This window comes from Microlunatus sp. GCM10028923, from assembly GCF_042666975.1.
In the GTDB taxonomy this organism is placed as follows: Bacteria; Actinomycetota; Actinomycetes; order Propionibacteriales; family Propionibacteriaceae; genus Microlunatus.
In genome coordinates, this window is sequence record NZ_JBHTFF010000003.1 from 531,387 (window position 1) to 558,019 (window position 26,633).

Consider the following 26,633-nt stretch of genomic DNA (forward strand, 5'->3'; position numbering starts at 1 on the left):
TCGTGAGCTTCGTCCTGGCCTCCGTATGACGCCTTGACAAAAATATTTGTCAATGGTTCGCTGGGTCCCGTGAACGACATCGAGGTGATCGCCGATCCCGCGGCGGCCGTGGTGGCCCTGGACCCGGGCCGGGCCCGGTTGCTGGGCGAGCTGCGCGAGCCGGCCTCGGCTGCCGAGCTCGCCGGGCGGCTGGGATTGCCGCGGCAGAAGATCAACTACCACCTGCGCCAGCTGGAGCAGCACGGTCTCGTCGAGGTCGCCGAGAGTCGCACCTGGGGCGGGCTGACCGAGCGTCGGCTGGTCGCCACCGCGGCCGGCTACGTGGTCTCGCCCGCGGCGATGGGTGCGGCCGGTGGCGGCCCGGAGCGGATCCGGGACCGGCTGTCGGCCTCGTACCTGATCGCCCTCGGTGCCCGGCTGATCCGGGAGCTGGGCGCGTTGGCACGGGTCTCGGCGCAGCGCCGCGGCCGGCTGCACGTGTACGGGCTGGACAGTGAGCTCCGGTTCGCCAGCACGGCCGACCGGGCCGCCTTCGCCGAGGAGCTGACCGCGGCGGTCACCCGGCTGGCCGCGAAATATCACGACGAGGGCGCGCCGAACGGCCGCTGGCACCGGTTGGTGATCGCGGTGCATCCGCGACCCGCCGACGCCGAACAACCCCATGATCACCAGGGAAGGGACGATCAGTGATGAACGGCAACCGGGATCGGGGACGATACGGTGGGACGGAGCTCGAGGTGCCGGGCACGCCGGAGCAGGTGTGGCAGGCGATCGCCACCGGACCGGGCCAGGCGGCCTGGCTGTTCCCGGCCGACCTGGAGCCGGAGGTCGGCGGTTCCATGATCATCCACCGGGAGCCGTTCGGCCCGGACGGCGCCGCGACCGTGACCCGCTACGAACCGCCGCACGCGTTCGGCTACGACGAGCCGAACCAGGGCCCGCCGAGCCCGATGGCCACCGAGATCCTGGTCGAGGCGCGGTCGGGCGGCAGCTGCGTGGTCCGGGTGATCTGCGGCTTCGCCGACGCCGGCGAGGAGTGGGAGGACCTGGTCCAGGGCGTGCTGGAGGGCTGGCGGATGTCGCTGGTCGTGCTGGCCGAATATCTGCGCTCGTTCGCCGGCCGGCCGGGCCGCTCGATCGACGTGATCACCATGATCGATCCGGCGCCGGCCGACCGGACCACGCCGGCGGCCGACCTGTTCCGCCGGCTCGGCCTGGATCCCGACGACGTGGCGCCCGGCAGCCCGTTCCGGACCGCGCCCGGCGCGCCGGAGCTGACCGGCGTGGTCGTCCGCGCCGAACCCGGCTACCTGTTGTTGCGGTCCGAATCCCCGGGGTCGGGACTGTGGGCGCTGTCCTGCTTCCCGATGGGGATGGACCAGCCGATCTCGATCAACCTGATGGGCCGCGTGTACGACTGGCCCGATGATCAATCCGCCGAGCTTCCCACGGCCTGGCGGACCTGGCTGCAGCGGCAGGCCGAAGAACTCGCCGCATCCGAATCGATCTTGGAGGAAAAATGACGAGGACCGTGAGTGTCGAGGTGTTCTGCTCGGTGGACGGCTACGGTTTCGCGAAGGACTACCCGCCCTACTTCGGTTACGGCGGTCCCGACCTGGACCGGTGGATCGATGCCCGGGCCTCGGTCCCGCACATCGAGGTGATGGGCCGGCGGACATTCCAGGAGCTGGCCGAGATCGTCGCCACCATCGACGAGCCGAGCACCGGCGTCGGCGAAGAGGGCAGCTTCGCCGAGATGAAGCGGATGACCAAGATCATCTTCTCCTCGACGCTGACCGAGCCGCTGGCCTGGCCGAACTGCACGCTGATCAAGGAAGACGCGGTCGAGGCGGTGGCCCGGCTGAAGCAGGAGGATGGCGATCCGCTCCGGGTGATCGGCAGCCTCTCGCTCGGCTGCAGCCTGATCCGGGCCGGGCTGGTCGATCAGGTCTCGCTGGTCGTGTTCCCGCTGCTGGTCGGCCGCAGCGGCGGCAAGCCGATCTTCGCCGAGGTCGATGATCACGGCCTGGAACTGACCGGCACCGAGGTGCTGGACGGCCGGCTGGTCGCCCTCGACTACCGCCCCGCGCCCGCCTCGGCGTGATCATGCTCGGGGCCGCTGTGGCCCGGTGGGTAACGCACCCCTAGGCGCAGGCGCCCGCCGGGGCTACCGGCCATCAGCTCGGAACCGGAGCCGCACGATCCTCTGCTTGTCGCGCCTGTCGCCAAGACGCTTCAACTCAGCAGGTTCAACGCTGTAACGGCCCCTAGCGCTCGAGTTCCAGAGCTTTCGCGACATCATCCGGCCCCGGAGTTAGCGCAGCTGGAGTCGGAGTTCCCGGTCCTGATCATGGTCGGCGGCGATCGGGACGTTGATCACGACGCTCGGCCAACCGAAGACGTCCAGCTCGGTCAGCTCGACCGGCTGACCGTCGACGGTGGCTCCGGCGGCTCGCCCGGCCGGCAGCGGCAGGGTGATCGCGAAGCTGCCGCGGGGTGATCGGCCGCGGACCCGGCAGCTGAACGCGTCGTCGGTCCAGGTCGCCCGATCGATCCGGGCGGCGTCACGGGTGCGGACGAACTCGGCCCATTCGGCGGCGCTCCAGAGCGGCAGGCCGAGTTCGCGGGCGGCGCGCCAGCAGCGGTTCTGGAAGTCGCTCGAATAGGTGGCGAACGAGACCGGGTGGGACAGCATGGACAGCGGGCTGAAGTAGCGGTCTACCTTGTCGATGATCAACTGCCGGACCAGTGCGGCCTGGCCCTCGGCGTCCGACGACAGCAACTCCTTGATCCCCAGGTCGTCGTAGGCCTGGGTGGCCTGCTGGAAGCAGTCGATCACGGTGCCGTCGGTGTCGACGACGCGCAGCGGGCGGGCCGACCCGGTGAGGTACGCGAGCCAGGAGGGGCCGGCGTTGTTGGCGTTCAGGTCCATCGTGACGCCGAGCTCCGCGTACACCTTGGGCAGGTCCACATAGCCCTTCCAGCCGAGGCAGTGGTTCCGGTTCGTCACCGGTACGCCGCCGTACAGCTCGGCGAACTCGGCGATGTCGTGCCGGACCACCTGTTCGATCACCTCCTCCTGGTCCTCGCCGCCCAGCGACGGGTCGAAGGCGTTGTGGTGGATGCCGAACGAGTGCCCGCGCTCCCGCCAGGCGGCCACCTTGTCCGGCGTCGCGATCGTCCGTTGTTCACCGCCGAGCATCAGGTAGATGGTGATCTTGCCGCCGTGATCCTCGACGGATTCGATCAGGGCGTCGAAGTGTTCCGGTGCCGACCAGTCGTCGTCGGAGTCGAGCACCAGGGTGCTCCGCGTGGTCGCCTCCGGGTAGTACCAGAGCCGCGGCTGCGCGGTACGGGCGACCCGGTGCACGGCGTTGATCAACAACATCGCGTGCAGGTCAGCCTGCGGCAGGTGCCAGCAGCGCGGGTCGGCGTACCCGGTGAGCAGGTCCTGCATCCGGTACGGCTCGCCGGCCTCAAGCCCGTGGCCGCCGACCCGGCCGGGATCGCCCTGCCGGATCAACGAGACCGCCTTGGCCAGGTCGTAGCTGAAGACGATCACCCGGCCCTCGCCGTACGGCAGCTCGATGATCGCCGGCAACTCCGTGCCGGTGTCCGGGTCGAGCCGCAGCTCGGCCGGCACCCGGGCCCCGTCCGGCAGCGCGTCCGGCTGGTAGCCGTCGGCCGGCACGTGGGTCTCGAACGGCTCCCCGGTGAGTCCGGCGCCGACCGGATGATCACCGCGTACGCCGACGTACGCGGGATCGATCATGGAATGCGTCGGAGCCAGCCCGAGCTCGACCGCGAACAGGTACGAGGGCCGGATGATCACCAGCCGGCCGCCACGACGTGCGTAGCCGAGCAGTGCGGTGACCTGGGCCTTGGTGGGCCGCAGTCGGGCCACGACGACCGCGTCGTGGTCCGTCAGTTCGGGCAGGTCGGGGTCGGTGAACGGGATCACCGTCTGGTCGGCGAATCCCTCGGCGCGCAGGATCTCGGCGAGGTAGTCGCCGAACTGGCCGACCACCTGATCAGTGCGGGTGAGGACGGCGATGCTCATGAGCTCTTCCTTCAGAGGTTGCGGAAGTCGGGTACGGCGAGCGGCCGGCTGCCCTGGGCGATCGACGTCGCGGCCAGGATCGCGGGCGCGGTCGCGTCCATGGCCTGGTAGACGTCGAAGTCGGGCTGCCGGCCGGCCAGCACGGCGTCCCGGAACGCGATGTGGGTGTAGTAGTCGGCGTCGCCGTGGCCGCTGCCGCGGGCCGCCTCGGGCGCGTCCGGACGCTCGAAGCCCCAGTCGGCGTTGACCAGATCGGGGTCCCGGTCGAACCGCCAGACCTTCGGATGATCATGGTCGGCCCGCTTCCACTCGACCCGGCCGGCGGTCCCGGTGATCTGGTACCAGTGCCAGTTGCGGTCGGGGTGCGGCTGGACGAAACTCGCGGCGAGGCGCAGCACGGCACCCTTCGCGGTCTTCATCAGCGCCACCTGCAGGTCCGGCTGGCTGATCTCCGGGTGGGCGGCGCTGGGACCGTCGGTGCCCATCCCGACGACCTCGACGACCCGGTCGTCGAGCACGCTGAGCAGCGGACTGAGCTCGTGCGGCAGATAGTGGATCGGCGGCATCAGCTGGGACCAGGTCGGCCGGGCACCGGGGTGCGCGGCAAGATCATCCGGCCCGTACAGCCGATTGGTCTCCGGGTCCCGGAACATGGCGCCGGGGTGGTAGTGGAAGTACTGACCCTCGGCGAAGGTGATCGTGCCGAGCTCGCCGGCGGCGACCATCCGGCGCCACGCGTCGACGAAGCCCCAGTAGCGGGTCTGCTCGGCCAGCTGGTACGTCAGTCCGGTGCGCTGGACCGCGCGGACGATCCGCCGGCAGTCCTCCAGCCGGTGCGCGCCCGGGACCTCGGCGTGCACGTGCTTGCCCGCCTCCAGCGCCATCGCGGCCATCGCGCCCTGCTCCTCGCAGCGCACCGTCAGGGCGATCGCGTCCACGTCGGTCCGGCGCAGCACGTCCTCGTACGCGGAACAGACCGTCACCCGGTCCGGATCCGTGAGCCGGTCCAGGGCCGGCCGGTGCGTTGCGGCGACCGGGTCGCAGAGTGCGGTGATCGTGAAGCCGTCCAGCTTCTGCAGCAGCGGCAGCCAGGTGTCCAGCGCGCGTGCCCCGAGCCCGACCAGCCCGATCCGGATCTCCTGCACGGTGACCCCATTCTTCAATATGTCGAAGAGTTCATCGGATATGGAGAAGATAGCACTTGTTGATCATGGTCAACAAGATCGGTCGGGCGGGGTCCCGGGTTGTGAACTCGAGCGGTCGGCACCTACACTCCCGTACCGAATTAGGTTTGCCTAACCATAGGGGGAGTTCGTGGTTCGACCCGTTGCCGTCGTCGTCACGCTGGTGGTGTTCCTGGCCGGCCTGGCCGCCTGCGCCAATCCGGGCGCCGAACCGGGCCAGTCTCCGGAGTCCTCGGGTGGTGCCGCGGCCGAAGGCTTCCCGGTCACCCTCGAGCACGCCTTCGGCGAGATCACCCTGGACAGCCGGCCGGAACGGGTGCTGACCTGGGGCTGGGGCAGTACCGACGCAAGCCTGGCGCTCGGCGTGGTGCCGGTGGCGATCCCGACCGCGATCTACGGCGGCAACGAAGATCAAGTACTGCCCTGGAACGCCGAGAAGCTGGCCGAGCTGGGCGCCGAGACGCCGACCCTGCTGGCCAACCCGGACGGCGGCACCACGATTCCGTTCGAGGAGATCGCCGCCGCCGCGCCGGACGTGATCTTGGCCGTCTACTCCGGGATCACCGAGGAGGAGTACCGCCGGCTGTCCGAGATCGCGCCGACGATCGCGTACCCGGATCAGCCGTGGGCGACGGCGTGGCAGGACGTGGTCACCACCGTCGGCGCCGCGCTCGGCCGGAAGGCGGAGGCCGAGACCCTGTTGGCCGACATCGACCGGGCCACCCGGGAGGCCGGGGCGGCCCATCCGGAACTGGCCGGCAAGAGCGTGATCGCGCTGTTCGACGTGGCCGAGCAACTCGCCGTCTACAAGGAGATCGATCCGCGGGTCGTGTTCCTGACCGATCTCGGCATGACCGTCCCGCCGGCCGTTGCCGACGTGCCGGCGGTCGACGACGGCTTCTACGGCAACCTCAGTTACGAGAAGGCCGACCTGCTGGTCAGCGACGTGTTGTTGATCTACTCCGAGACCGAGGAGTCGCTGCAGAAGACGCTCGACCGGCCGTCGATCAAGAACCTGCCGCAGATCAAGAGCGGCCGCTACACCGCGATCGTCGGCCAGCAGCTCGTCGCGGCCGGGTCGCCGCCCACGGCGTTGTCGCTGACCTGGGCGCTGGACGAGTACACGACGAAGCTGGCCGCCGCCGCTGCCCGTACGTCGTAGGTGTCTCGCCGTTCATCTTGAGTTCGGCCGGGCCGGTGTCACCGCGGTTAAGGTGCTGGCATGTCGACCGCCCTCACCCGGCGGTCCGTGCTCGGGGGAGCCGTTGCCGCGTCCCTGGCACTGACCGCGAACCACGCCCACGCCGCCGAGCGCGACTTGTTGATCTTCCTCGCTCTGGACGGCTTCGACATCGACTACTTCGACGGGCGGGTGGAACTGCCGCACCTGCGCTCGCTGGCCCGGCAGGGTTCGCTCAGCACCAGCACCGGTGTGATGACGAGCATCACCAACCCGTCCTGGACGGCGATCTCCTGCGGCGCCTATCCGGACCGGACCCGGAACGCCGCGTACTACTACGACGAGGCGGCCGGCGTCGCCCGCGGTCAGAGCCGGGACAGCGCCATCGAGGGGCTGGGTCAGGCCTGGCGTCGGCAGGACGTGCTGATGGCCTCGGCCCAGTGGTTCATCCTGCAGGACAAGGGCGTGGCGTACGGCGACGCGGGCGGGCTCTACACCCAGCCCGGCGGCCGGATCGACGCCCGGGTGGACGACGCGATCGCCATCCTGCGCGGCGAGCCGGTGAACAGCGGCGGTCAGCAGGTGACGTTGCCGCGGCGGCCCGACTTCCTCGCCGTCTACTCCAGCGACGTGGACGGCGACGGTCACAGTTGGGGTCCGAAGGACCCGCGGATGCTGGGCACGCTGCGCGAGACCGACGCCGCGATCGGCCGGTTGATCGCCGCCGTTCGTGATCTTGACCTGTACGGCCGGACCACCTGGGTGGTCACCGCTGATCATGGAATGACCACCTGGAACAAGCCGATGGCCCCGCAGGCGATCGCCGCGCTCACGGCGGCCGGCTTCCGGCCGGAGGTGTTTGGTTCGAGCGGGTCGCCGAGCTCGCCGGACACCGACGTGGTGCTGATCGCGGGCGGCAGCATCTCCTCGGTCCATCTGCTCGGCGCGCTGGCCGACGACGCGGCTGCGATCGAGCGGGCCCGGGTCGCCCTGGCCGGCGTGGAGGGCGTCGCCGCCGTCCTCACCGAAGATGATCAGGCGAAGCTTCGGATGGCGCCGCAGTACGGCCAGCTGGTGCTGGAGTTCGAGGAGCCGTACGCCCTCGCCGCCGCGCCGCCGCCCGAGGGATCGGACGGCCGCCACGGCAGCCGCTCCGAACTCGCGGTGCCGTTGATCTTGGCCGGCCGTCGGATCCGGCAGGGCGTCCGGCCTCGGGACCCGCGCCACATCGATCTTGCCGCCACGATGTCCGCGCTGCTCGGCGTCGACCCGCCGGCCGCCTCGGAGGGCCGCGTCCTCCGCGAGGCCCTCCGCTGAACGATCACAGGAACGGCCGTACCTCGAGCTTGCGGTCGCAGATCTTCGACGCCTCGGTGGCGAGCTTGAGCGCGACGTCCAGGTCGGGCGCCTCCCAGACCCACACGCCGGCAAGGAACTCCTTCGACTCCACGAAGGGCCCGTCGGTGATCACCGCCTGCTCGCCGCGGTTGTCGATCACCGCGGCCTCCTCGGTGGCGGCGAGGCCGCCCGCGAAGACCCAGTAGCCCTCGGCCTTCAGCCGCTCGTTGAACTCGCTGATCGCGGGCATCCGGTCGTCACTGCCCGGGGTGTCCTCGTCGTCGATCACGGAAACCAGGTACTTCATCGCTGACCTTCCTTCGCTCTGCGCACCACCCCATGGTGGCGGCCCCACCCCTACCACGAACAGCATGCCCGCGATCGGACATCCGGTCCTGCGGACAAGCCCGGGATCGGGGAGGATTCGGCCGGGCGTACCCGGCGGGATGTTCCCCGATCTGGATCAGTGGGGCGGGTGGAGGAGCGGCGTCAGGGCGGCGAGCAGGACGGGGAGTTCGTCCTCGCGGAGGCACTGGGGGTTGATCGCGAGGCGGCCCTGTTCGATGCCGACGGCGATCGGCGGGTCGTGCGCGAGCAGGGCGTCGCGCAGCTCCGCGGCGGGGCGGCCGGCCTGGCTGACGTACGCGCGGGGGATCACGGTGGGCTGAATGCCGGGCTCGGTCGGGAAGCCGCGTTCGGCCGTGACGCCCGGCCGGTCGGCCAGGGCGTCGAGCACGGTGGCGACCATCGACTCCCACCGGTCGAAGATCACCGCGTAGTCCCGGGCGACCCACAACTCGACCGCCTTGACCAGCCCGGCGATGGTCTCCTTGTCGGTCTTCATCCCGCGGCCGATGGAGTGCTCCGGGAACGAGTTCGCGTGGCAGAAGTCGATCAAGCGCCGGTCCCCGATGATCAGTCCGGACGACTGCGGACCGGCGAGCTCCTTGCCGCCGCTGACCACGACGAGGTCGGCGCCCTGGTCGAGGAAGCGGCGGAGGTTGTCCGGCGGCGGCACCTCGGCGGCGGCGTCGACCAGCACCGGTACGCCGCGGGCATGCGCGCATTCGGCCAGCGCGCCGAGCGGCAGCGAGCCGCGGGTGCCGGCGGACTCGGCGGCATAGAACAGGCAGGCGGTCCGGTCGGTGATCGCCGCGTCGACCTGCTCGATCCGCGCCGCCGAGGCGACGCCGACCTCGACGAACCTGGCGCCCGCTACCAGAACGGCCTGGTCGTAGAGCATCCGGTGCGCCTTCAGCACGACCACTTCGTCCGGCAGCCCGGTGGTGTCGGGCAGGGCCAGGACGGCCTCGATCCGGTCCTCCGCCATCAACGCTGCGGTGGCGATGGTCAGCCCCGCCGCGGCGCCGGAGGTGACGCAGGCGGCCTCGACGCCGAGCAGCTCGGCGATCCGCTGCCCGGCCCGGCGGTGCAGGTCGGTCAGGTCGACGAACGCGGTCGCGGCCTCGGCCATCGCGGCGACCACGGCCGGGTCCATCACGCTGCCGCCGAGCGCGGTCAGGGTGCCCCGGGCGTTGATCACCGGACGTACGCCGAGATCCTCGTACACACCCATCAGCCGATTCCCTTCTCGGAGGTGCGCGGCCCGACGTGGTGGAACCGCTCCAGGTGCCGGCCATGATCATCGAGCTCGAGGAACGTTTCGACGAACTCGTCCGGCGACACTGTCTTGGCGGTCTCGGCCAGGTGTTCCTGCCACATCCGGTGCATCGGCGTCCGGTGCAGCCGCAGGGCGTTCCGCTTGTCCGCCAGCACCCGGGTCACGTCCACGACACGGTTGACGAGCTGCGGGCCACGCGCCACATAGTACTTGTGCAGAACGGCTCTCGGCACCAGCCCGAGGTCGGCCAGCTCGGGCAGGTCGAGCCGGCGGCCGGCCATCCAGCAGGCCGCCTCGACCGCGGTCCCGGTCAGCGTGTGATCGGGATTCTCCTCGTAGTGACCCCACGGGTCGAAGGTGATCACGGTGTCGATCCGGAGGAACCGGAACAGGGTGATCAGGCGGTGCCGGATCTCGACCAGGTGGCTGGCCTCCAGGTAGTGGTTGGGGTAATTGAAGCAGTAGACCTTGGCCAGGCCGAGCGACGCGGCGACCTGCTCCGTCTCCACCTCGATCCGCCGTACGGTCTCGCCGACACTCAGGTCGTACGAGTCCTTGTCGTCGTTCGTGATCTTGATGAAGTAGCCGGTCCGCCCCTCCAGGACGAGCTTGCGGACCAGTCCGGCGGCGAAGATCGACAGGTCGTCCGAGTGCGGGAACACGGCCGCGAAGGCCCGTCCCTCCGCCGGCCGCCCGTCCAGCCACGGTTCGAGCTGCGGTTCTGACATCTGGTCACCCCTTGAGTCCGGAGTCTGTCGAGTGCTTCGCCCTGGGAACGGCTGCGCGATCGGCGGCGCTCAGCCGTCACCCCACGGGCTGCGTCTCCGGCGTGAACTCGGACAGTTCCACCCAGCGTCGCTCGGCCAGCGCCCGGTCCGCGGCGAAGACGATCAAGTGACCGTCGATCGAGTTCTCGATCTTGGTGCTGGACACGCTGACCGGCTCGCCGCGGACCGCCCGGACGAAGTCGGCGACCAGCTTCAGGTCGCCGCCGCCGTGCGCCAGGCCGGCGACGTCGGTGGTGATCAACTCCTCCTGGTACAGCTGATCACCGGCGTCGGCGATCCGGCGGATCCTGATCTTCCCGGTGTCCAGCGAGCCGGAGAGTTCGCCGCGGGTGCCGACGATCTCGAGCGTCCGGTTGCCGACGGCGGCGTTGCCGGACAGCAGGAACGAGCCGACGATGCCGTCGGCGAACTCCACCGACACGGTCTGCCGGTCCAGCACGTCGTTGTCGCTGCGCCAGACGCAGCGGCCGTACGGGTTGTCGGCGGCCAGCGAGGCCAGCTTCTGTTCCGGTGTCGGGTCCGGGCCGAGTTCCTCGATCCCCTCCCAGGCGTACGTTCCCCAGAGGCCGAGCTCCAGGTACTGCCGGCGGGCCGAGTAGGCGCACCGGGACTCGATCGCGCAGTCGTCGACGCAGCGGGTGCCGGCGCCGGCCGGAGCGCGTTCGGCGGTGAACAGCCGGCGCGACCCGGCGCTGGCGACCCGGGCCGGCCGGTCGTCGCAGAGCCACGCCATCAGGTCGATGTCGTGGCAGCACTTCGAGAGCAGGATGCCCGAGCCGGACCGGGCCGAGTTCGACCAGCGGCCGCGGACGTAGGCGGCCGCCATGTGATCGAAGCTGACGTACTCGGCCATCTGGATACTCATGATCTCGCCGAGGTCGCCGGCCAGCACCCGTTCCTTGGCGGCGACGTAGAACGGCGAGTAGCGCAGCACGTGACAGATCATCAGCAGCCGCCCGGTCCGGCGGCTGGTCTCGGCCAGGGACAGCACCTCGTCGGCGTTGCCGGCGATCGGCTTCTCCAGCAGCACGGCGTAGCCGGCCTGCAGCAACCGTTCCGCGGTCGGCACGTGATCGGCGTCCATCGTCGCGTCGATCGCGACGTCGGCGATCACGCCGGCCGGAGGAAGATCATCGAGGGAGGCCAGTCGGCGGTCGGCGGGCAGCCCGTGCTCGTCGCCGAGTCGATCCCTGCGGACCGGGTCGGGCTCGACCACCGCGGTGATGATCAACTCGTTGGGCTCGGCGTGGGCGTACGTCGCGTAAAGCACACCGCGATGGCCGGCGCCGACGACGACGGCGCGGAGGGGGTCGGGACTGGTCATGATCAAGCCGCCTCGGGGGTCGGAGGTTGGGTCGGGTTCGGCGCTGCGACAGTTCTGGCTACCTGCGGAGGTCAGGGACCCCCGCCGGTTCATGATCATTCTCCCTCGTCGGTGGCTCCCGAATTGCGGACCAGCCGGACGTTGCTGGTCTGGCCGTGATCCATGCCCTGCTCGCGCTCCAGGGCGATCATGGCGGCGGGTCGGTAGTTGAGGATGTAGGCCCGGCGGTGCCGGTCGGTGGTCGAGTTGCCGCGGGAGTAGTGCAGGGTGCGGCCGGCGTGGGCGGCCGCCGCGCCCGGCACCAGCGGGACCGCGACGGCACCCGGCTCGTCCTCGGACCCCTCGCACTCGATCGCGCCGCCGCCCTTCCCGGCCGGCCAGTGCCGCCGGACCGGGCCGAGATGCGATCCGGCGACGTACCACATGCAGCCGCTGTCCAGCGTCGCCGTGTCCAGCGACACCCAGATCGAGGCGGCCCGGTCGTCCGGCAGGTCGATCCAGTAGCCGGCGTCCTGGTGCCACGGGGTCGGCGTCGCCGAGCCGGGCGCCTTGTCGATCAGCATGTCGAAGTCGAGCTCGGCGTCGTCGCCGATCAACTGCCGGGCGAGCCGGAGCGCGCGGTCGTGCAGCGGCAGCTCGGTGAGCTCCGGGTAGAGCGCGGAGGGCCACATGATCTGGGTGATGTTCTCGCCGGTGGACTGCCGGTCGCTGCCCGCGCCGAGATCGGTCCGCTTGTCGCCGGCCTCGATCTCGCCGGAGAGGAAACGGTCGTAGATCGAGCGGTAGAGCCCTACCTCGGCGCTGCTCAGCAGGTTGTCGATCACGACATAGCCGTCCTGCCGGAAGCGTTCCGTGAGCCCGTCGGTTGCCTGGTCCATGGATCGGGATCGTACGATTCGAGGACCCCACGAGGCGTCCGCCTTCTTCCACCGGAGGTTTCCTGCAGTGGCCACCGAAGTCGTCGACCGGGACACTCCCGATCTTCGTTGTACGGCCGAACGGACGATCGTCGATCTTCAGGGCGACGGCCCGCTGGTCAGCCTCGGCCGCTATCGCTACCTCGCCGCCCGCGAGCCGGTGCCGGCCCAGCGCCACGCCAGCCTGCTGGTGCTGGCGTTCCCGATCCGCAGCGACGTCGAGTTCAACCTGGACGGCGACGTGGTCGACGTCGTGCCCGGTCAGGTGATCATCATTCCGCCGGGCACCGTCTACGGCACCGACGGGACCGCCCAGCCGCGGGGCGAACTGTTCTGGCTGGTCGCCCGGGTCCGCCCGACGGCCGCGGCGGCCGCTGTTGATCTTGCGGTACGGGAGCTGGCCGGGAGCACCGGCCCGACCTGGGCCGCACCGGGATCGGTCGTTGATCAACTCGGCCGGGCCCTGGCCGAGCCGGATGATCTTCGCTGGCCCGTGGTCGCCGCCCGCCGCTCACTCTGCGCGACGGCCGTGTTCGAGGTGCTGCTGGCCCGCGATGCGGGAATGACCGAGCCGGTCCGCGAGGTCCCGCGGGGAGTGCGCCGGGCGCTGGCCCGGGTGGCCGAACACCTGGACGAGCCGATCACCGTACCCGACCTGATCGAGGCGTCCGGCATGTCGCCGACCCAGTTCTACGACGCGTTCGTCGCGGCGGCCGGGACCAGCCCGAAGGACTACATCCGGCGGGTCAAGATCGCCCGGGCCAAGGACCTGCTGGCCGGCCCGGAACCCACGATCACCGAGATCGGGCACCGGCTGGGCTTCTCCTCCAGCCAGCACTTCGCCGAGGTGTTCCGGCGCTACGAGGGCCGGTCGCCGTCGGACTACCGTCGCGAGATGTGGACGAGGTAAGCCTCTCCTTATCCAGGTGGTACCGTCTCGTCCGTGGGGAAGTCCCGGAAGCCGCCGAAGATCAAGTGCTGCGTGTCCAAGGACCGCTGTGGCCGCTGCCCCCTGCGCATGCTCAAGGACGGCACCCTCCCCGACGGCTACACCGTCAAGCACCGGGAGCTGGTCCGGCTGGACGGCAAGAAGGTGACCAAGAAGAAGCTGGCCAAGGCCGCCTGACGCCGGGCTCAGCCGCGCAGTTCGTCGACCAACTTCACGGTACGGGCAGCCAGTTCGGAGATCACCGAGTTGTCGAAGCCGAACAGGGCCGACCTGGTCTTGTCCTGCAGCGGGTCGACGAAGTGGCTCGGCAGCGCCTTGGCGCCGAGGACGACGCCGGCGACGGAGCCGGCCGTCGCACCGTTGGAGTCGGTGTCCCAGCCGCCCTGCACGGTCAGCCCGACGGTCGCGGCGAAGTCCTCCTCGCCCCAGAGCAGGCCGGCCGCGATGATCGCCGCGTTGTTGATCGTGTGCACCCAGCTGTAGTGGCCCCAGCGCTGCTGGATCTGGGCGATCGCCTCGTCCCAGGTGGCGCCGTCGTCGCGCAGGTCCTGGACCGCGGTGAGGGTCTCGTAGAGCCGGGACTGCGGCGGCACCGACTTCAGTGACCGGTCGAACGCCTCGCGTACGGTGCCGGCGGTGAACGCGGAGGCGACCAGGGCGGCCGACCAGAGCTCGCCGTACACGCCGTTGGCGACGTGCGACAGCGATGCGTCCTGGTACGCCAGCGTGAGGGCGGCCCGCGGATCGCCCGGGTGGGTCCAGCCGAAGATGTCGCCGCGGATCAGGGCACCGATCCATTCCCGGTACGGGTTCCGGGTCAGCGGCACCCGGTCGATCGGCACCCGGGACAACAGGTTCCGGTACGCGGCGCGCTCGGCCGTGTAGGTCTGCGCGTACGGCAGCAGATGCAGCCAGCCGTCCGCGACCAGCGCCGGGGTCAGCCCGGTGCCGTGCCGCTCCAGCAGATGCAGGCCGAGGATCGGGTAGTCGATGTCGTCGTCCCGGGCCGAGCCGTTCACCCGGCCGAGGGTGGTCTCGGTCCAGTTCGGCAGCAGCCGGAACTCCTCCGGCATCGGATCCAGCACCGGCACGTAGTCGCGCAGCGGCCAGGCCTTCGCCCGCTCCAGGTAGGCCCGGATCCGGACGGTGGTCCAGTGATCACCGTTCTCGATCGGCTTGCCGAGGTTGCAGCCGGCGATCCGGCCCAGCCAGCCGCCGTTGATCTTGTCGGCCAGCACCGCGCCGGTCGGCGGTGCGCTGGCCGGGTCGTCGGGCAGGGCGCGCAGGATGCCGGGCAGCAGCTCCGGTTCCCAATAAGGCCAGTCCAGCCGGCGTTTCGCCGTGAACACCTCGAAGTAGAGCCGTTCCAGCGCCTCCGTGTCCTCCGGTTCGATGATCTTGAACCGCTCGTCAAGATCATCGATGAGATGACCGGTCTCCCGGGCCTGGTCCAGCTCGTCGTGAACCAGGTCCACCGCGCTCAGCGGATCGTGCATCCGACCTCCCCCGATCGATGCCGTACGTCTCCGGACGGCACGCCTAGATCGGCAGTTTACGGAACAGCGGCCGGGGGACGTGACGCAGTGCCGACATGATGAACCGCCAGGGGCCCGGCACCCAGATCAGGTCCTTGCCCTGGCGGACCCCGTCGGCGACCGCCGCGGCGACCTCGTCCGGCGTCGAGGACAGCGGCGTCGGGCTCAGGCCCTCGGTCATCTTGGACTTCACGAAGCCCGGCCGCACGACCAGCACCCGGACCCCGGATCCGTCGAGGGCTTCGCCGAGGCCGAGGTAGAACCCGTCCAGGCCGGCCTTGGTGGAGCCGTAGACGAAGTTGGACCGGCGGACCCGCTCGCCGGCGACGCTGGACAGGGCGACGATCCGGCCGTGGCCCTGGCTGCGCATCCGGTTCGCCAGCAGCACGCCGAGGTGCACCGGCGCCGCATAGTTGATCTCCGCCAGCTCGAGGGCATGATCGGCGTCGGTCCAGGCCCGCTCCGGCTCGCCGAGCAGGCCGAACGCGACCACGACAAGATCAAGATCGCCGCCGGCGAACGCCGCGTCGATGGTCGCGGCATGGGTCGCCGGGTCGCGCGCCTCAAGATCGACTTCGGTCACCTCGCAGCCCAGGCCGGTCAACTCCTTCGCCGCGTCCGCGCGCCGGTCGCCGGGCCGGGCGGCCAGCACGACCCGGAGCGGCCGCGCGCTCGCGTACCGCCGGGCGATCGCCAGCGCGATGTCGGAGGTGCCGCCGAGCAGCAGCAGGGACTGCGGGACACCGAGGGAGTCGATCATGAATTCCTCTCACTCACACGAGGTTGAGACGGCGGGCCAGGTCGGAGACGAAGATGCCGTCGGGGTCGACCCGGCGCCGGACCGCCAGGAAGTCGTCAAGGCGCGGATACATCAGCCGCAGCGCGTCCGCGTCGATCCGGGAGTCCTTGGCCAGGTAGACCCGGCCGCCGACGCCGAGCACCAGCTCGTCCAGCCGCCGGCACAGCCGGTCCAGCCCGTCCGTGATCGGGAAGTCGACCGCGAGCGTCCAGCCCGGCGTCGGGAACGACAGCGGCGACGCGTTGCCCTCGCCGAACCGCTTGAGCACGTTGATGCAGGAGATCTGGCCCGAGTTGGCGATCTCCCGGACGCACTCGGCGAACGTCTCGGCCGCGGAGAACGGGACCGCGAACTGGTACTGCAGGAAGCCGGGCGGGCCGTAGACCCGGTTCCACTCCAGGAACATGTCCAGCGGATGGAAGAACTGGGTGATGTTCTGGATCTCGCCGACCCGGTGCTTCGGCGCCTTGAAGTACCAGGCCAGGCTGAACGCCTTGCCAGTCGCGCGATTGACCAGCCCGCTCGGGAACAGGTCCGGGAAGGTGCCGAAGTTCGGCGCGGCGAACTTCATCGGGTCCCGGCGCAGCTTCGCCGGCAGGTCCTCCAGCTTCGCCTTCTCGCCCCGGGTCAGCACCGCCCGGCCGAGACCGCGGCCGCGGGTCACCGCGTCGAACCAGGCCACCGAGTAGGTGTAGTTGTCGTCGCCGGTGCTCATCTGGACCAGCAGGTCGTCCAGGTCCCGGGTGCGGTCGGTGTCGACGGTGAAGTACGCGGACTCGACCCGCTGCAACCTGATCTTGGCCCGGGTCACCACGCCGGTCAGGCCCATTCCGCCGATCGTCGCCCAGAACAGGTCGGGGTCGACGCCGTCCGCGCTGAGCCGGTGCTCGACGCCGTCGGCGGTGATCAGATCCAGCCACTCGACATGATCACCGAAGCTGCCCTGGGTGTGGTGGTTCTTGCCGTGCACGTCGGCCGCGATCGCGCCGCCGATGGTGACCTGGCGGGTGCCCGGCAGCACCGGGACCCAGAGGCCGCAGGGGAGCAGGGCCCGCATCAGCGAGTCCAGGCTGACCCCGGCCTCGGTGATCACGGTCGGCGGCTCGCTCTCGGCGTCGATCGTGAGGATCCGGTGCATGGCGGTGAGGTCGAGCGCGGTGCCGCCGGCGTTCTGGGCGGCGTCGCCGTAGGACCGGCCGAGTCCTCTGGCGATCAAGCCGCGGTCGCCGTCGGCTTTCCGTACCCAGGAAGCGATGTCGTCCGACGTCGTCGGCCTGGCCACGTGCGCCGCGGACGACCCCGTACGTCCCCAGCCGTGCAGTTCTTCGAGTGCGCTCACAGGAACACCGCGATCGCGATCAAGATCAACCACAACACTCCCAGGACTTGCAGGATCCGGTCGGAGAGCACGATGTCCTCCGGTTCGCCCGCCGTGCCCGCATCGATCTCCAGCGCGTACTGCAGCAGCGCCAGGGTGAACGGTGCGATCGACAGTGCGGTCCAGGGTACGCCGAGCCACGCATCGCCGCGGTTCTCGAACGCCCACAGGCTGTACGCGACCAGGACGGTGCCCGCGGCGAGCATCCAGACGAACCGCAGGTACGACTCCGAATAGCGCTCCAGCGAGCGGCGGGTGCCGGCCTCGACCCCGAGCGACTTTAGCTCGGAGTAGCGCTTGCCGGCGACCATGAACAGCGACCCGAACGACGCGACCAGCAGGAACCACTGGCTCAGCAGGATCCCGGTCGCCACGCCGCCGGCGACCGCACGGAGCAGGAACCCACTGGACACGACGGCGAGGTCGATCACCGGCCAGTGCTTCAGCCAGGTCGAGTAGACGATCTGGATGATCGCGTAGGCGGCCAGGGTGATGCCGAGCGGGATCGCGGTGACGAACCCGATCCCGAGGCCGATCACGCCACAGACCACGGCGAGAATCAGCGCGGGCCTGGTGCCCAGCTCGCCGGCCGCGATCGGACGGAACCGCTTCTTCGGGTGGAGCCGGTCCTCCTCGACGTCGCGGACGTCGTTGATCAGATAGATCGAGGCGCTGATCAGGCAGAACGCGACGAACGCCAGCGCCGCGCTGAGGATCACGCCCGGCTCGAACAGGCGGCCGGCGGCGAGCGGCACGGACAGCACCAGCACGTTCTTGATCCACTGGCGCGGCCGCATCGCGCGAATCGGTGCGGGGAGCCGCGGCCGGCGGACCGCGACGGCCCCCGGCTCGGAGATCTCTGGTTGCTCGGGCATCGCCTGAGAGGTTATCCGCCCGGGTCGGGCTGAGCGATTCGGGCGAGGTCGCAGATGTGACGACAGCTTCCCGGGAGACCGCTTGCTCGGGCCGATTTGGCGAACAGATGTCAGATCTGCGACACGTTGCGTTCACGAGGCGGGGCGAGCCTGAGCCTCGTGAACGCTCGGGAGAACTCAGGAATGGTTTCGCGCCGGCTCTTGCTCGGCGGAGGTACGGCTACGGCGATCGGGCTGGGGTCCGCGCCCGCCCTGGCGAACGCGCAGCCTGCGGCTCCGGCCCAGGCTCGGCGGGGGAGGCCGGTACTGACTCATGGCGTGCAGTCCGGTGACGTACGGACCCGGAAGGCGGTGCTCTGGTCCCGCGCCGACCGGCCGTCCCGGCTGATCGCGGAGCTGTCGCTGGACCCGTCCTTCCGGAAGGCGGTGACGGTGCCCGGTCCGGTGGTGACGCCGCGGACCGACCTCACGGGCGAGCTCGACCTGGCCCGGCTGGCGCCCGGGACCGAGTACCACTTCCGGATCCGGGCGGTGGACCTGCACGATCCGCGGCGGTCCAGTGAGCCGGTCGCGGGACGCTTCCGTACCGCCTCGGAGAGGGCGGTCGACCTGAGCTTCCTCTGGTCCGGCGACATCGCCGGGCAGGGTTGGGGCGTCAACCCGGACTTCGGCGGGTTCCGGATCGCCGACGCTATGCGGGCCCGTAACGCCGACTTCTTCCTCTGCAGCGGTGACAACGTGTACGCCGACGGGCCGGTCACCGAGTCCGTCGTGCTGCCGGACGGCTCGACCTGGAAGAACCTGGTGATCGAGGAGAAGGCCAAGGTCGCCGAGACCCTGGACGAATACCGCGGCCAGTACAAGTACAACCTGCTCGCCGACAACTGGCGCGCCTTCCTGGCCGAGACGCCGCAGGTGACCCAGTGGGACGACCACGAGGTGACCAACAACTGGTACCCGGGCGAGATCCTGGACGACGACCGCTACACCGTGAGCGACGTCGACACGTTGGCCCGGCGGGCGCGGCAGGCCTTCCACGAATACGTACCGGTCGCGAAGATCTCGCCCGATCCTGAGGGCCGTCTCTACCGGGTGATCAACTACGGCCCGCTGCTCGACGTGTTCGTCCTCGACATGAGGACCCACAAGGACCCGAACTCCGACGGTACGGAGACGGTGCCTGACGGCGGCCTGCTGGGGGAGCGGCAGACCCGCTGGCTGCTCCGCGAGCTGAAGAAGTCGAAGGCGACCTGGAAGATCATCGCGAACGATCTTCCGGTGGGCCTGATCGTGCCCGACGGCGATGCTGCTCAGGAGGGTGTCGGGCAGGGCGACCCGGGCGCGCCGCGCGGCCGCGAACTTGATCTTGCTCCGGTGCTGTCGTTCCTCAAGCGCGAGGGCATCCGCAACCATGTCTGGCTGACCGCCGACGTGCACTACACGGCGGCCCACCACTACTCGCCCGACCGGGCCGCGTTCACCGACTTCGACCCGTTCTGGGAGTTCGTCTCCGGCCCGCTCAACGCCGGCGCCTTCGGCCCGAACGTGCTCGACCCGACCTTCGGCCCGAAGGCCGAGTTCGTCGCCGCGCCGCCCGCCCCGAACACCTCCCCGGCCGAGGGCTTCCAGTTCTTCGGCGAGGTGTCCATCGACGGCAAGACCCGCGAACTGACCGTCGACCTCCGCGACATCGACGGCAAGTCCCTCTTCACGAAGAGCCTCACGCCCGAACCCCGCTAAAGCCTCCGCCGACCGGGCACAAAAGCAGGCGTTTGGGCGGCGTGTCGCTGCCGAGGTGACCGGTCGGCGCGGTTGCGGAGGGTCGGGTCGGGAGTCCGTGGCCGGGCGGCAGCCCGCTTGCCGACGGCCGCGAGTCCACCTGGCTGGCTGTCGCGAACATCCCTCGCTGTGGGGGAAACGGCCGGGATAGCGGCCCTAGTGCCCACAGCGGGGGACATCCGCGACAGCTCCTGCCGACGAGCCGGCCCGGGATCAGGGAGCGAAGGCGGCGACGTTCGCCTCGGCCCACTGGCGGAAGCTGCGCGGCGGGCGGCCGGTGATCTCGGCGACGGTCGGCTGGACCGTGGTCTCGTCGATGGTGCCGTCGACGAAGAAGGAGAAGAACGCGTCGACGTACGGCTGCGGCATGGCGGTGAGCATTCGGGCCCGGGCCTCGTCGTTCGGCTCCGCCTCGAAGCTGAGCGGGCGGCCGAGGACCTCGGCCAGCACGGACAGCCGTTCGGCCGGCAGCAGGGCGGCGGGGCCGGTGAGGGGATAGGCGCGGCCGCCGTGTCCGTCGCCGAGCAGCGCCTCGGCGGCGACGGCGGCGATGTCGGCCGGGTCGACGGTCGCGATCGGTACGTCGGCGAACGGGGCCCGCACCACGTCGCCCGCGACCAGCTGCGGGACCCACTCGAAGGTGTTGGTCATGAAGCTCACCGGCCGCAGGAAGGTCCAGTCCAGGCCGGAGGCGCGGACGGCGGCTTCGGACCGGACCATGTAGTCCGTCACGGCGTTGCCGGGGTCGGAACTGAGCACGGAGCCGCCGGAGAGCAGCACGATCCGCCGTACCCCGGCGCGGGCGGCCTCGGTCGCGATCTCGTCGGCGTACCCAGGCATCAGGAACAGGCCGGCGACGCCGGCCAGGGCGTCGCGCAGACTGGTCGCGTCGGTCAGGTCGCCGGCCACCGGCTCCACCCCGGCCGGCAACGGCTTGGCCGGGTCGCGAACCACGGCGCGGGTCGGCACCCCGCGCTCTGCGAGCGTACGAGCGAGCGCACCGCCGACGTTCCCGGTCGCTCCGGTGACGAGAATCCTCGAGTCCACGAGGCCGAGGATGGCACGGTTCGCGGCTCGGCGCGGCGGCTTCGGCGGGACCGCTACCTTAGGCGCGTGCGTTTCCTTCGGGCCGGTGGCCTCCTCGCCGTCGCGGTGATGATCATGCTGGCCGGCTGCAGTGCTGCTCCGAACGGGACCCGGCCCTCCGGCGGGCCGAGCACGCCGGCACCGACGACGAGCGCCTCGATCCCCGCGGACGGGGTGAGCCTGGCCGAACTCGGCTTCCAGAACGGGCCGAGTGATCGGGTGTCGCTGCCCCGGGACGTGTCGTTCGTGACGTCGGCGGACCAGCCCGCCGCGGTGACGCTGGTGATCGACAGCCCGTCCGGCGAAGCGGTCGCCACCTATCTGCGGCGGACTCTTCCGGCGGCGGGCTTCACCGTCGACTCGGATCTCGGGACGACGCTCGCCTTCAGCGGATACGGCTGGACGGGCAACTTCACCGGCTCGCCGGGCGGCTCCGCGCTGGTACTCCGGCCCAGTGCCGTGCCGCCCAGGTAGGTCAACGTTTGGCGGCGCCCAGGCACGCACCTCGCGGCGTTCTCCTCGGTCGACGTATGACCGATACGCCTTCCTCGTCGGCCTTGCGATGCACGCACCTGGACGCCGCCAAACGTCGACCTACCTGGGCGACACGACACGGTGATCAACTCCGTTTCTTGATCAACTCTTGACAGCGGTATCGCCGCGCGGATTAAATGCCTCAAGGATTGCGAAAACATCTTCGATATTTCGTAAGTAACCTCGGGGGCGGAGGATCTCATGTCCGGTCGATCCATTTCGCGGCGCGGCATGTTGCAGGCGGCCGGTGGCGGGGCGGCTCTCGGGGTGTCCGGCTTATTCGCGCCGGCGACCGCGACACCGGCCTACGCGACGCCGGGGCGTCCGGAGGGAGCAGCGATGACCGAGCCTGACGCCGAATCGGCCCGGCACTGGTGGCCGCCGCAGCGGCAGGTCTGGACTCCGGTCGGCTGGAAGGGGCACCTGTTCCGGTTCGATGTGTTCTACAACGGTGCGATCCTCAGTCACCCGGCCGTCGCCCTCGCGCCGAGCAGCGCGCCGACCTTGAAGCCGTACCTGAAACCCTATGTGGGCAAGGATTTCCAGGTCACGCCGGTGATGCCGCAGGGCTCCGGCTTCCCGGCCCTGAGCACGACGCCGTACTACCTGCACCGGGGCGACTTCGGGGTCGGGCTGCAGGGTTGGCGGACCGACACCGAGACCCCGGTGCTGTGGACCGAGCACCGCCGGCAGGCCGGGCTGGTGCTGCGGCAGGAGACCTTCGCCCACCTCAAGGGCGGCGGCGAGGTCGACACGGCCGACGAGCCGATCTACTCCTGGACCAGGTTCACGATCGACCACGTCGATGATCATGATGCGCCGGCCGAGTTCAGCTTCGTGCTGCGGCTGAGCAAGGTCTTCTACCGGCACGTGGTCGGCCCGCCGGAGCAGCAGGAGGCGTTCCTCACCATCGAGTCGCGGCCGGCCGCCGCGCCGCTGGACGGGCCGTTGCGGATCGACCGGATCTGGAACCCGGACGGCAAGCCGCTGACCGTGCCGGTCTACGACCACGAAGATCAGGTACGGATGATCATCGGCACTCCCGCCGGCGGGACGATCAGCCTGACCGCCGTCGAGAACCATGATCAGGTGTACGACCTCAAGCTCGGCCTGCCGGTCAAGGAGGGCACCTCGATCGACGTGCTGCTGCCCGCCGTCCCGCAGGCCAAGGCGGAGGCCCTGCGCGAATGGGAGATCGGCCGCGATGCCGCGCTCGCCGAGTGCGAGGCGTTCTGGGCGCCGCCGGCCAAGGCGACCGAGTTGATCACTCCGGAGCCCCACGTCAACGAGTACTTCCGGCGCAGCGTGCAGCTGGCCGAGGTGATCGCGGAGAAGAGCCCGGACAGCGGCAAGTACACGTTCCTCACCGGCTCGTACGGCTATGACCTGCTCTGGAGCACGCCGACCTCGATGATCGGCCACATGTTCCTCGACCTGCTCGGCCGGCACGAGATCGTCGAGCGGCACATCGACCTCTACCTCGACGTCCAGGGCAAGCGGAAGCCGCCCGGGACGGCCTACGCGACGCTGCCGGCCGACGGCTTCTTCGCCACCCCGCTGAGCCTGCAGTCGTTCGACTGGCTCGGTGATCATGGTGCGATCCTCGAGGTCGCCGCCCGGCACGCGCTGCTGAGCTGGGACGACGCGTACACGCAGCGCTGGCTGCCGGCGATCATCAAGGGTTGCGAGTTCATCAAGGCCGCGGTCGAATTCACCGGCCACGACGGAGTCAAGGGGCTGATGCCGGCCGCCGCGTCCAACGACACCGGCGTCGAGCAGCAGTCGATCTGGATCCAGGTCTGGAACTACAAGGGCCTGGCCAGCTCGGTCGAACTGCTCCGCCGGGTGAAGCATCCGCGCGCCGAGGAGTTCGCCACGGTGGCGTCGCGGTTCAAGGAGACCTTCGTGACGGCGCTCCGGAACGCGGCGAAGGACGCCCCGACCTGGACCGACCCGGACGGCGCAGAGCACCCGATCCTGCCCAGCAAGTTCCACGGGCCGACCAGCCCGTGGCCGTACCTGGAGGCGTTCGACACCGGCGCCCTGACCGCGGTCTGGGCCGGGCTGCTGCCGGCGTCGGATCCGCTGATGCGGTCCTACGTCGAGTTCTACCGGGTCGGTCCGAACACGAAGCTGTTCGACCCCTGGCACCACACCGCACTGGATCGCGTGGTCCTTGATCACGAACAGAGTAGCGGCGAGCCCTGCTACAGCTGGAATCTCTTCCACACCTGGCAGAACGGGCAACGGGCGCTGTTCCTGGAAGGCCTGTACGGGCTCATGCTGGGCGCCTGCTCGGAGAACACGTTCATCGCCGGCGAGCACCGCAACGCCATGTACGGCACCCTGTTCGTGCAGCCGCTGGTGACCTGGGCGGCGCGCACCGCGCTGGTCGACGACGGGCTGCACCCCGACGAGCTGCACCTGCTCCGGCTCTGTCCGCTGGCCTGGCTGGTCGACGGTACGCCGACGAAGCTGCTCCGGGCTCCGACCCGGTACGGCACGGTCGGGCTCGAGCTCAGCCGCGACGACGAGAACCGGCAGCTGGACGTCAAGCTCGACTTCTCCTGGAAGCGCAAGCCGAAGCGGATCCTGCTGCACCCGCCGCCGATCCCGGACCTGCTCCGGATCTCGGTGAACGGCACCAGCTATCCCGCGCGCCAGCCGATCGAGCTCTGATCATGATCAGCACCCTCCGGCGCCGGATGATCATCACCGCACTCGCCGTCCTGCTCGCCGTACCGCTCTTCGCCGCCGTCACGCCGGAGCCCGCCGCGGCCGGCCAACGCCGCGCGAAACTGATCTTGGCCCGAGACCACCCCGACCGCACCGAGCGGAGCCGGGCCGGGACACTCGCCGCCCGGCCGTCCGACGTGACCGGTGACGGCCTGGCCGACGCCGTGGTCCGCGATCCGGGAGCGGATCGCGGCACCCTGCGGCTCTACGCCCACTCCGGCGCGACGGCCGGGAATCCCTGGCCGGCCGCGGAGACGCTGGGCGGCGCCTGGGGCTTCGCCGACCCGCTGCTGCTGGGCGACGTGACCGGCGATGATCATCCGGACCTGGTCACCCGGGACGCGGCGGGGGCGTTGTCGATCTTCCCCTACCGTACGGACGCGCAGCCGAACCCGTGGCCGGACCGGGTCGCCGCCGGCACCGGCTGGTCCCGGTACAACACCTTGCTGCTGGGCGATGTGACCGGCGACGGCCGGCCCGACCTGCTCGGCCGGGACCCCGGCGCCGCCTCCGGAACGCTCTGGATCATCCGGCACGACGGCAGCGCGCAGAACCCGTACGGCTCGACACCGGTCTGGGCCGGCACCGGCTGGAACCTCGCCGATGCCATGCTGCTCGGCGACGTCAACGGCGACGACTTCCCCGACATCGTGGTCCGCGACGGTGCCGGCGCGCTGTGGATCTACCCGCACAACGGGGCGACCAGCCAGAATCCGTACACCAGCCGGGCGGCGGCTGGCACGGGCTGGCCGGTCGGCCAGCCGCTGCTGCTCGCCGACGCCACCGGTGACGGCCGGCCGGACCTGATCGCGCAGACCGGCGACCGGCTGGTGATCCATCCGCACGCCGGCGCGACGACCGGCAACGTATGGGGCGGGACGGCTATCGAGGCCGGCTCGGGCTGGGACTTCGCCAACACCATGATCACCGGGGACGCGACCGGCGACGGCCGGCCGGACCTGCTGGCCCGGGTGCACCGCGGCGATCTCTGGGTCTACCCGAACGACGGCGAAACGCCTTGGGCGCAACGGTTCTCGGCCGGCAACCGCTGGACGTACGAAGATCAACTCCTGCTCGGCGATGTGACCGGCGACGGCAACCCCGACCTGGTCGCGCGCGATCCCCGGGCGGCCAACGGCACCCTGTGGCTCTATCCCGGCACCGGCGCCACCGACGCCGACCCGTGGACCGCGCCACGGACCTTCGCCGGCACCGGCTGGAACCTGGCCACGGCGCTGGCGCTCGGCGATCTGACCGGCGACGGCCGCCCGGACGTGCTGCTCCGCGACCGCGGCGGCGAGCTCTGGGTCTATCCGCACAGCGGCCTGGCCGGACCGGGCAACCCGTGGACGGTGCAGCGGCGCTGGGTCGGGTCGGGCTGGACCACGGCTCGCGAGCTGCGGCTGGCCGACGTCGACGGCGACGGCCGGGCCGACCTGATCGACCTCGAACGCGACGGCACGCTCTGGGTGTATCCGACCGCCGGCACCGCCCCGATCAAGATCACCGGCGACTTCACCGACGTCGGCACCCTCGCGGTCGGCGCCGTGGACGACAGCGGCCGCCCGAGCCTGGTGACGATCACCCGCACCGGCGATGTGATCAACTACGCCCACTCGGGCGGTCCCGACCCATGGCCGGCCGGCCGCGTGGTCGCCTCGGCCTGGACCTTCGCCTCCGCCCTACTGCTCTGATCGCCTCGCCAACTGGACGCAAAGGGCAGGGCACGATGACTCCTTCGTGCCCTTTGGGTCCACTGGATGAATGGGCGCCTTCCCCACCCCGTGCGGCGGTCCCAGTCGTCACTCTGGCCCCAAGTTTTTCACGTTACGTGAAAAACTGGCGCTACCCGCGAGAAGTAACTCGCGTAAAGCGCCAAGAAGTGTGGGGAAGTCCGGCCGTTCCTGGCCGGGATTGATCACCAGAGCTCGGGCCAGGCGATGCCCAGCTCGGCCAGCAGTTCGCGCAGCAGCGGCAGGCTGATCCCGACCACGGTGTGGTGATCACCGTCGATGCTGGTGACGAACGGTCCACCGAGGCCGTCGATCGTGAACGCGCCGGCGACCTGGAGCGGCTCCCCGGTCGCGACGTACGCCTCGATCTCGGCGTCGGACAGGTCGGCGAACCGGACCCGGGTGCTTGCGGTGCGGTTGCGCTCCCGTACCTCGTCGCCGTCGATGATCATCACCTGGTGACCGGTGTGCAGGACGCCTTCGCGGCCGCGCATCCGGTGCCACCGGTCGACCGCCTCGGCATGATCGGCCGGCTTCCCGTACGGCTGTCCGTCCAGTTCCAGCAGGGAATCGCCACCGAGCACGATGGTCGGCCCGGACCGCCCTTCGGCCCGGATCCGGTCGGCCACGGCCGTTGCCTTGAGTCGCGCCAGCTCGGCCACCAGGTCCGGCACCCGCTCGGCCTGGACCTGGTCCTCGTCGACGCCGGAGACGATCACCTCGGGATCGAGGCCGGCGGAGCGCAGCGTCGCCAGCCGGGCCGGTGAGGCCGATCCGAGCACCAGACGCCAGGGTTTGCCCGTTCCAGTCACGCCGG

Annotated in this window: 24 protein-coding genes; 11 read left to right on the top strand and 13 right to left on the bottom strand. The window is 70.3% G+C overall.

From position 1 onward, the window contains the following. Positions 1–69 precede the first annotated feature (69 nt). The 3 genes from ACFQU4_RS09740 to ACFQU4_RS09750 are packed head-to-tail and all read left to right on the top strand — an operon-like array spanning position 70 to position 2,104. The gene (locus ACFQU4_RS09740; protein WP_377490263.1) at positions 70–690 is read left to right on the top strand and encodes an ArsR/SmtB family transcription factor; all 621 of its coding nucleotides are present in this window, start codon (positions 70–72) and stop codon (positions 688–690) included. 47 nt (positions 691–737) lie between these two features. Then, entirely contained in the window at positions 738–1,523 is a 786-nt protein-coding gene (locus ACFQU4_RS09745) for an SRPBCC domain-containing protein (RefSeq protein ID WP_377490266.1), read from the top strand. After that, a complete protein-coding gene (locus ACFQU4_RS09750; RefSeq protein WP_377490269.1) occupies positions 1,520–2,104 on the top strand; it encodes a dihydrofolate reductase family protein in 585 nt (194 codons plus the stop codon). The genes ACFQU4_RS09745 and ACFQU4_RS09750 overlap by 4 nt, the downstream gene beginning before the upstream one ends. A gap of 210 nt (positions 2,105–2,314) precedes the next feature. On the opposite strand, the gene ACFQU4_RS09755 is transcribed toward ACFQU4_RS09750, so the two are convergent. Continuing rightward, entirely contained in the window at positions 2,315–4,060 is a 1,746-nt protein-coding gene (locus tag ACFQU4_RS09755) for a hypothetical protein (RefSeq protein ID WP_377490272.1), read from the bottom strand. A gap of 11 nt (positions 4,061–4,071) precedes the next feature. Beyond that, entirely contained in the window at positions 4,072–5,205 is a 1,134-nt protein-coding gene (locus tag ACFQU4_RS09760) for a Gfo/Idh/MocA family protein (RefSeq protein ID WP_377490275.1), read from the bottom strand. A gap of 169 nt (positions 5,206–5,374) precedes the next feature. Here ACFQU4_RS09760 and ACFQU4_RS09765 point away from each other — a divergent pair, with 169 nt between their 5' ends. Together ACFQU4_RS09765 and ACFQU4_RS09770 are read left to right on the top strand one after the other, a co-directional pair. Then, positions 5,375–6,406 (top strand): ABC transporter substrate-binding protein, encoded by a 1,032-nt coding sequence (locus tag ACFQU4_RS09765; RefSeq protein ID WP_377490278.1) that lies wholly within the window; start codon positions 5,375–5,377, stop codon positions 6,404–6,406. Positions 6,407–6,466: 60 nt separating this feature from the next. After that, positions 6,467–7,741, top strand: a complete 1,275-nt coding sequence (locus ACFQU4_RS09770) for an alkaline phosphatase family protein (RefSeq protein ID WP_377490281.1) — start codon at positions 6,467–6,469, stop codon at positions 7,739–7,741. A 4-nt stretch (positions 7,742–7,745) separates the two neighbouring features. Here the strand turns inward: ACFQU4_RS09770 and ACFQU4_RS09775 are convergent, their stop codons facing one another. The 5 genes from ACFQU4_RS09775 to ACFQU4_RS09795 form a co-directional block, all read right to left on the bottom strand. Next, positions 7,746–8,069, bottom strand: a complete 324-nt coding sequence (locus ACFQU4_RS09775; protein WP_377490284.1) for a YciI family protein — start codon at positions 8,067–8,069, stop codon at positions 7,746–7,748. A 156-nt stretch (positions 8,070–8,225) separates the two neighbouring features. Continuing rightward, positions 8,226–9,338, bottom strand: a complete 1,113-nt coding sequence (locus ACFQU4_RS09780) for an aminotransferase class V-fold PLP-dependent enzyme (protein WP_377490287.1) — start codon at positions 9,336–9,338, stop codon at positions 8,226–8,228. Continuing rightward, positions 9,338–10,111, bottom strand: coding sequence for a PIG-L deacetylase family protein (locus ACFQU4_RS09785; protein WP_377490290.1), 774 nt, complete (start codon positions 10,109–10,111; stop codon positions 9,338–9,340). Before ACFQU4_RS09785 ends, ACFQU4_RS09780 begins: the two co-directional genes overlap by 1 nt. 76 nt (positions 10,112–10,187) lie before the next feature. Further along, complete coding sequence (locus tag ACFQU4_RS09790; protein WP_377490293.1) at positions 10,188–11,495, bottom strand: Gfo/Idh/MocA family protein; 1,308 nt, start codon at positions 11,493–11,495, stop codon at positions 10,188–10,190. A gap of 95 nt (positions 11,496–11,590) precedes the next feature. Further along, positions 11,591–12,373 carry a phytanoyl-CoA dioxygenase family protein gene (locus ACFQU4_RS09795; RefSeq protein ID WP_377490296.1) on the bottom strand — a complete coding sequence of 261 codons (783 nt, stop codon included), beginning with the start codon at positions 12,371–12,373 and terminating at the stop codon, positions 11,591–11,593. 67 nt (positions 12,374–12,440) lie between these two features. Here ACFQU4_RS09795 and ACFQU4_RS09800 point away from each other — a divergent pair, with 67 nt between their 5' ends. Together ACFQU4_RS09800 and ACFQU4_RS09805 are read left to right on the top strand one after the other, a co-directional pair. Beyond that, complete coding sequence (locus ACFQU4_RS09800) at positions 12,441–13,322, top strand: helix-turn-helix transcriptional regulator (RefSeq protein WP_377490299.1); 882 nt, start codon at positions 12,441–12,443, stop codon at positions 13,320–13,322. A gap of 33 nt (positions 13,323–13,355) precedes the next feature. Further along, positions 13,356–13,538, top strand: coding sequence for a hypothetical protein (locus tag ACFQU4_RS09805; protein ID WP_377490302.1), 183 nt, complete (start codon positions 13,356–13,358; stop codon positions 13,536–13,538). A gap of 8 nt (positions 13,539–13,546) precedes the next feature. On the opposite strand, the gene ACFQU4_RS09810 is transcribed toward ACFQU4_RS09805, so the two are convergent. Genes ACFQU4_RS09810 through ACFQU4_RS09825 form a run of 4 tightly spaced genes read right to left on the bottom strand, consistent with a single transcriptional unit; the run spans position 13,547 to position 17,948 of the window. Then, a complete protein-coding gene (locus ACFQU4_RS09810; RefSeq protein WP_377490305.1) occupies positions 13,547–14,857 on the bottom strand; it encodes an ADP-ribosylglycohydrolase family protein in 1,311 nt (436 codons plus the stop codon). Between the two features lie 43 nt (positions 14,858–14,900). After that, positions 14,901–15,656, bottom strand: coding sequence for a decaprenylphospho-beta-D-erythro-pentofuranosid-2-ulose 2-reductase (locus ACFQU4_RS09815; protein WP_377490308.1), 756 nt, complete (start codon positions 15,654–15,656; stop codon positions 14,901–14,903). A gap of 13 nt (positions 15,657–15,669) precedes the next feature. After that, the gene (locus tag ACFQU4_RS09820) at positions 15,670–17,034 is read right to left on the bottom strand and encodes an FAD-binding protein (protein ID WP_377490311.1); all 1,365 of its coding nucleotides are present in this window, start codon (positions 17,032–17,034) and stop codon (positions 15,670–15,672) included. After that, positions 17,031–17,948, bottom strand: a complete 918-nt coding sequence (locus ACFQU4_RS09825) for a decaprenyl-phosphate phosphoribosyltransferase (protein ID WP_377490314.1) — start codon at positions 17,946–17,948, stop codon at positions 17,031–17,033. Before ACFQU4_RS09825 ends, ACFQU4_RS09820 begins: the two co-directional genes overlap by 4 nt. 318 nt (positions 17,949–18,266) lie before the next feature. Between ACFQU4_RS09825 and ACFQU4_RS09830 the strand changes: the two genes are divergently transcribed. Then, a complete protein-coding gene (locus ACFQU4_RS09830; RefSeq protein ID WP_377490317.1) occupies positions 18,267–19,688 on the top strand; it encodes an alkaline phosphatase D family protein in 1,422 nt (473 codons plus the stop codon). A gap of 252 nt (positions 19,689–19,940) precedes the next feature. On the opposite strand, the gene ACFQU4_RS09835 is transcribed toward ACFQU4_RS09830, so the two are convergent. Beyond that, positions 19,941–20,774: an NAD(P)H-binding protein gene (locus ACFQU4_RS09835; protein WP_377490320.1), complete on the bottom strand. Its 834-nt coding sequence runs from the start codon at positions 20,772–20,774 to the stop codon at positions 19,941–19,943. Between the two features lie 66 nt (positions 20,775–20,840). Here ACFQU4_RS09835 and ACFQU4_RS09840 point away from each other — a divergent pair, with 66 nt between their 5' ends. The 3 genes from ACFQU4_RS09840 to ACFQU4_RS09850 all read left to right on the top strand — a co-directional run bounded on the left by ACFQU4_RS09840 (position 20,841) and on the right by ACFQU4_RS09850 (position 25,777). Beyond that, positions 20,841–21,287: a hypothetical protein gene (locus ACFQU4_RS09840; protein ID WP_377490322.1), complete on the top strand. Its 447-nt coding sequence runs from the start codon at positions 20,841–20,843 to the stop codon at positions 21,285–21,287. Positions 21,288–21,686: 399 nt separating this feature from the next. Then, entirely contained in the window at positions 21,687–24,026 is a 2,340-nt protein-coding gene (locus tag ACFQU4_RS09845) for a hypothetical protein (RefSeq protein ID WP_377490325.1), read from the top strand. A gap of 2 nt (positions 24,027–24,028) precedes the next feature. Further along, complete coding sequence (locus ACFQU4_RS09850) at positions 24,029–25,777, top strand: FG-GAP repeat domain-containing protein (protein ID WP_377490328.1); 1,749 nt, start codon at positions 24,029–24,031, stop codon at positions 25,775–25,777. 224 nt (positions 25,778–26,001) lie between these two features. On the opposite strand, the gene ACFQU4_RS09855 is transcribed toward ACFQU4_RS09850, so the two are convergent. Then, positions 26,002–26,628, bottom strand: coding sequence for a Maf family protein (locus ACFQU4_RS09855; RefSeq protein WP_377490332.1), 627 nt, complete (start codon positions 26,626–26,628; stop codon positions 26,002–26,004). Between the last annotated feature and the right edge of the window lie 5 nt (positions 26,629–26,633).

Bases quoted from the DNA above. Each gene is read 5' to 3' on its own strand.
- ACFQU4_RS09810 (WP_377490305.1), bottom strand. From the start codon at position 14,857: ATGCACGATCCGCTGAGCGCGGTGGACCTGGTTCACGACGAGCTGGAC.
- ACFQU4_RS09795 (WP_377490296.1), bottom strand. From the start codon at position 12,373: ATGGACCAGGCAACCGACGGGCTCACGGAACGCTTCCGGCAGGACGGC.
- ACFQU4_RS09750 (WP_377490269.1), top strand. From the start codon at position 1,520: ATGACGAGGACCGTGAGTGTCGAGGTGTTCTGCTCGGTGGACGGCTAC.
- ACFQU4_RS09850 (WP_377490328.1), top strand. From the start codon at position 24,029: ATGATCAGCACCCTCCGGCGCCGGATGATCATCACCGCACTCGCCGTC.
- ACFQU4_RS09845 (WP_377490325.1), top strand. From the start codon at position 21,687: ATGACCGAGCCTGACGCCGAATCGGCCCGGCACTGGTGGCCGCCGCAG.
- ACFQU4_RS09815 (WP_377490308.1), bottom strand. From the start codon at position 15,656: ATGATCGACTCCCTCGGTGTCCCGCAGTCCCTGCTGCTGCTCGGCGGC.
- ACFQU4_RS09770 (WP_377490281.1), top strand. From the start codon at position 6,467: ATGTCGACCGCCCTCACCCGGCGGTCCGTGCTCGGGGGAGCCGTTGCC.
- ACFQU4_RS09780 (WP_377490287.1), bottom strand. From the start codon at position 9,338: ATGGGTGTGTACGAGGATCTCGGCGTACGTCCGGTGATCAACGCCCGG.
- ACFQU4_RS09790 (WP_377490293.1), bottom strand. From the start codon at position 11,495: ATGACCAGTCCCGACCCCCTCCGCGCCGTCGTCGTCGGCGCCGGCCAT.
- ACFQU4_RS09785 (WP_377490290.1), bottom strand. From the start codon at position 10,111: ATGTCAGAACCGCAGCTCGAACCGTGGCTGGACGGGCGGCCGGCGGAG.
- ACFQU4_RS09825 (WP_377490314.1), bottom strand. From the start codon at position 17,948: ATGCCCGAGCAACCAGAGATCTCCGAGCCGGGGGCCGTCGCGGTCCGC.
- ACFQU4_RS09755 (WP_377490272.1), bottom strand. From the start codon at position 4,060: ATGAGCATCGCCGTCCTCACCCGCACTGATCAGGTGGTCGGCCAGTTC.
- ACFQU4_RS09775 (WP_377490284.1), bottom strand. From the start codon at position 8,069: ATGAAGTACCTGGTTTCCGTGATCGACGACGAGGACACCCCGGGCAGT.